Raw genomic sequence first — 3,818 nt, forward strand, 5'->3', positions numbered from 1 at the left:
CCTCGCCGTCCTCCGCCACCCGGCCGCCGCGTGGCTGCTCTCGGTTGGGGTCATCTGGTTCTGGCACGCCGCGGCCCCCTACGACGCCGCCTTGGGCAACGAGCTCGTCCACGTCCTGGAGCATGCCAGCTTCCTGGTCACGGCCGTCCTGTTCTGGCACGTCGTCATCGGTGTCCGTGGCGCGGCCCGGGTCTCGGGCGGCCTTGGCGTCCTGCTCGTGTTCGCCATGGCGATGCAGAGCGTGTTCCTCGCGGTCCTGCTGACCTTCGCCCGGACACCGTGGTACTCGGGCTACGCCACGACGACCGCCTCCTGGGGCCTGGACCCGCTCGCCGACCAGCAGGTGGCCGGGGTCATCATGTGGATCCCAGCCGGCGGCATCTACCTCGCGGCGGCGCTGGTCCTCCTGGTCACCTGGATCCGAGCCACCGAACGCGAGGACGTCATGGTCTAGGCGACAGGATGCGTGCAAGTCTTTCCTGCAGCGCCCAGCCCAACCGGGGGCTGCCGGACCGTGGAGGTCGTCATGGCCAAGCGCACCGTCGCCGACCAGTTCGTCGAGATCCTGCTCGCCGCCGGGGTGCGGCGCATGTACGGGGTGGTGGGCGACAGCCTCAACCCGGTCGTGGACGCCATCCGCCGCCACGACGGCATCGACTGGGTGCAGGTGCGACACGAGGAGGCCGGCGCGTTCGCGGCTGGCGCCGAGGCGCAGCTGACCGGTCGGCTGGTGGCCTGCGCGGGCAGCTGCGGGCCCGGGAACCTGCACCTGATCAACGGCCTGTACGACGCCCATCGCAGCATGGCGCCGGTGCTGGCGCTGGCCGCGCAGATCCCGAGCACCGAGATCGGCACCGGCTACTTCCAGGAGACGCGTCCCACCCTGACGTTCCAGGAGTGCAGCCACTACTGCGAGCTCGTCACCCGTCCCGAACAGCTGCCGCGGGTCACCCAGATCGCGGTCCAGCAGGCGCTCGGCCGCGGCGGGGTGGGGGTCGTCGCCCTGCCCGGAGACGTGGCCGACCAGGAGGCCAGCGGCGCCTATCTGGAGCACACCTACCGGTTGGATCAGCGGCCCGCCGCCCGGCCGTCCGACGAGGTGCTCGACGAGTTCGTCGGGCTGGTCGAAGGGGCGGGGCGGGTGACGCTGTTCTGCGGCCGCGGGGTCGCCGGCGCCCACCAGGAGGTCCTGGCCCTGGCCGAGCGGCTCAAGGCCCCGGTCGGGCACGCGCTCGGCGGCAAGGAGTGGATTCAGCACGACAACCCGTACGACGTCGGCATGTCCGGGCTGCTCGGCTACGGGGCCTGCTACGAGGCCATGCACGGATGCGACCTGCTGGTGCTGCTGGGCACCGACTTCCCCTATGTGCAGTTCATGCCGACCCGGCCCAAGGTGGTGCAGGTCGACATCCGGCGCGAGCGGCTGGGCAGCCGGTCGCGCCTGGACCTGGGTGTCTGGGGTGATGTCAAGGAGACCCTGAGGGCGCTGCTGTCCCGGGTGCCCGAGCGGTCGGACCGCGCCTTCCTGGACCAGATGCTGGCCCGGCATCGTGAGCTGGCGGGGCGGGTCCGGGCCTATACCGACGAGGTGCGCGGGCGCCGGCCCATCCACCCCGAGCACGTCACCGCCGTGCTCGACGACCTGGCCGCCGACGACGCCGTGTTCACCGTCGACACCGGCATGTGCAACGTCTGGGCGGCGCGCCTGATCCGCGCCACCGCCGGGCGGCGCATGCTCGGCTCGTTCGCGCATGGGTCGATGGCCAACGCGCTGCCGCAGGCGATCGGCGCCCAGCTGCCCGACCGTGGCCGCCAGGTGATCGCCATGTGCGGCGACGGCGGCTTCGCCATGCTCATGGGTGAGCTGCTCACCCTCCTCCAGTACGACCTGCCGGTGAAGCTCGTCGTCTTCGACAACGGCTCGCTGGGCATGGTGGCGCTGGAGATGCTGGTCGCCGGCTACCCGCCCTACGGGACCGGCTTGAAGAACCCGGACTTCGCCGCCATGGCCCGGGCCGCCGGCATGACCGGGATCCGCATCGAGGACCCGGACGACGTCCGCGACGGCCTGCGCGAGGCGCTGGCGGCCGAGGGGCCGGCGCTGGTCGACGTGCTCACCGACCCCAACGCCCTGTCGATGCCGCCGAAGATCACCGGCGAGCAGGTCAAGGGGTTCGCCCTTGCGATGAGCCGGCTGGTGCTGTCCGGCGACGCCGACGAGGTGGTCAACATGGCCCGCAGCAACTTGCGCAACCTGCCACGGCCTTGACGATCGAGCTCGTGGGCACCAAGGCACGGCTCCAGCAACCACTGGAGTTGGTGGCGCCGTCATACTTCGTCGACCCGGTTGCACAGGAGGGCAAGCGCATGGAGCCCGACAGCGGTCTCGACTTCGTCGTCGACGACCTGCCAGGAATCGGTCGCAGCTACCAGATGACGGGAACCAACGGCGGCCTCATCACCGTCGTCATCCATGACAGCGGGCGCCGCGTTGTCTACGGCCGCAACGCCGATGCCGACCAGGCCTCGGCGGTAGAGCTGAGCGACCACCAGGCGCGCAAGCTCGGGGCGATTCTGGGCGGGGCGTTCTTCAAGCCGGCGGTGGTGGAGGAGGTCGAGGCGGTGTTCGACGACCTGCTCATCGACTGGGTGGCCCTCGAGCCCGACTCGCCTGGGGCTGACAGGTCCATCGCCGAGCTGGAGATACGTCGCGCAACCGGGGTGACCATCATCGCCATCATCCGCGGCGATCAGGCGATCACTGCTCCCGAGCCATCAGAGATCCTGCGGGCCGGCGACCGCCTCGTCGTCGTCAGCCGGCCCCGGGACCTGGGTGCGTTCCGTGATCTCGTCGTGGGCTGAACGAGCTGCCGGAGGCGGCAAGGTTTGTAGCGTCCGACACCGGCAAGGCAATTGGCACGCTCGACTACTGCCTGAGGAGGCTGCCCCGTGACACGAGTGACGATCGTTGGTGCGGGCAACATGGGCCGCGGCATCGGAACCCGCGTGGTCGCGGGAGGCCACCAGGTCGAGATCGTGGACCGCGACCCGGCGGATGCGCAGCGGCTCGCCGGGGACCTCGGTGGCTCCGCCACCGCGCTCGATCCCCAGGAACCGTTCGGCGGCGAAGTGGTCGTCCTCGCCGTCTACTATCCCGGCATCAAGGACGCCGCCCGGCAGTACGCCGACCAGCTCGCCGGCAAGACCGTCGTCGACATCACCAACCCGGTCGACACCCAGACCTGGGACCGGCTGGCGACGCCCCCCGGGACCTCCTCCGCCGAGGAGGTCCAGCAGCTCGTCCCGCAGGGGACACCGGTCGTGAAGGCGTTCAACACCACCTTCTCCGGCACGCTCGTGGGGGGCGAGGTCGACGGCCAGCGGCTCGACGTCCTCATCGCCGGTGACGACGAGGCCGCCAAGCAGAAGGTGTCGCAGCTGGCCGCCGACGGCGGGCTGCGGCCCATCGACGTCGGCCCCCTCAGCCGCGCCCAGCAGCTCGAGCAGCTCGGCTTCCTCCACATCTCGCTCCAGCAGCCGCTGGGCCTCAACTTCGGCAGCGCCGTCAAGCTCGTCATGCCATAACCACGGACGGGTAGCCAGCCACCACTACAGCGCCGAGGAGCTCGAGGCCGCCGGCGGCGACTGGGTGATCGACTCGCTCGCTAAAGGGCTTCCGCGGTGATCCCGCGGGAGTCGGGAGAATCGGGACGATGGCACGGTCCTTGCAGCGGCACACCCTTGCCTTTCGCCCGACACCAGCTGGGGACGCTGGGGACCGGAAGGAGGAGCCATGATCGGCACCATGCTGGGCGGCG

General features: G+C 70.6%; 4 protein-coding genes. All 4 read left to right on the top strand.

Going from position 1 to position 3,818, the window contains the following annotated elements; all coding sequences use genetic code 11:
• Positions 1 to 454: cytochrome c oxidase assembly protein (locus tag VF468_13820; GenBank protein ID HEX5879369.1), on the top strand; the 454-nt coding region annotated here is incomplete at its 5' end.
• Between the two features lie 72 nt (positions 455 to 526).
• On the top strand, positions 527 to 2,269 hold the full coding sequence (locus VF468_13825) for a pyruvate dehydrogenase (GenBank protein ID HEX5879370.1): 1,743 nt from the start codon (positions 527 to 529) through the stop codon (positions 2,267 to 2,269).
• Positions 2,266 to 2,862 carry a TrkA C-terminal domain-containing protein gene (locus VF468_13830; protein ID HEX5879371.1) on the top strand — a complete coding sequence of 199 codons (597 nt, stop codon included), beginning with the start codon at positions 2,266 to 2,268 and terminating at the stop codon, positions 2,860 to 2,862. Before VF468_13825 ends, VF468_13830 begins: the two co-directional genes overlap by 4 nt.
• Before the next feature lie 87 nt (positions 2,863 to 2,949).
• Positions 2,950 to 3,585 carry an NADPH-dependent F420 reductase gene (locus VF468_13835; GenBank protein ID HEX5879372.1) on the top strand — a complete coding sequence of 212 codons (636 nt, stop codon included), beginning with the start codon at positions 2,950 to 2,952 and terminating at the stop codon, positions 3,583 to 3,585.
• Positions 3,586 to 3,818 lie beyond the last annotated feature (233 nt).

The sequence above is a fragment of the Actinomycetota bacterium genome (assembly GCA_036280995.1).
Classification (GTDB): Bacteria; Actinomycetota; CALGFH01; order CALGFH01; family CALGFH01; genus CALGFH01.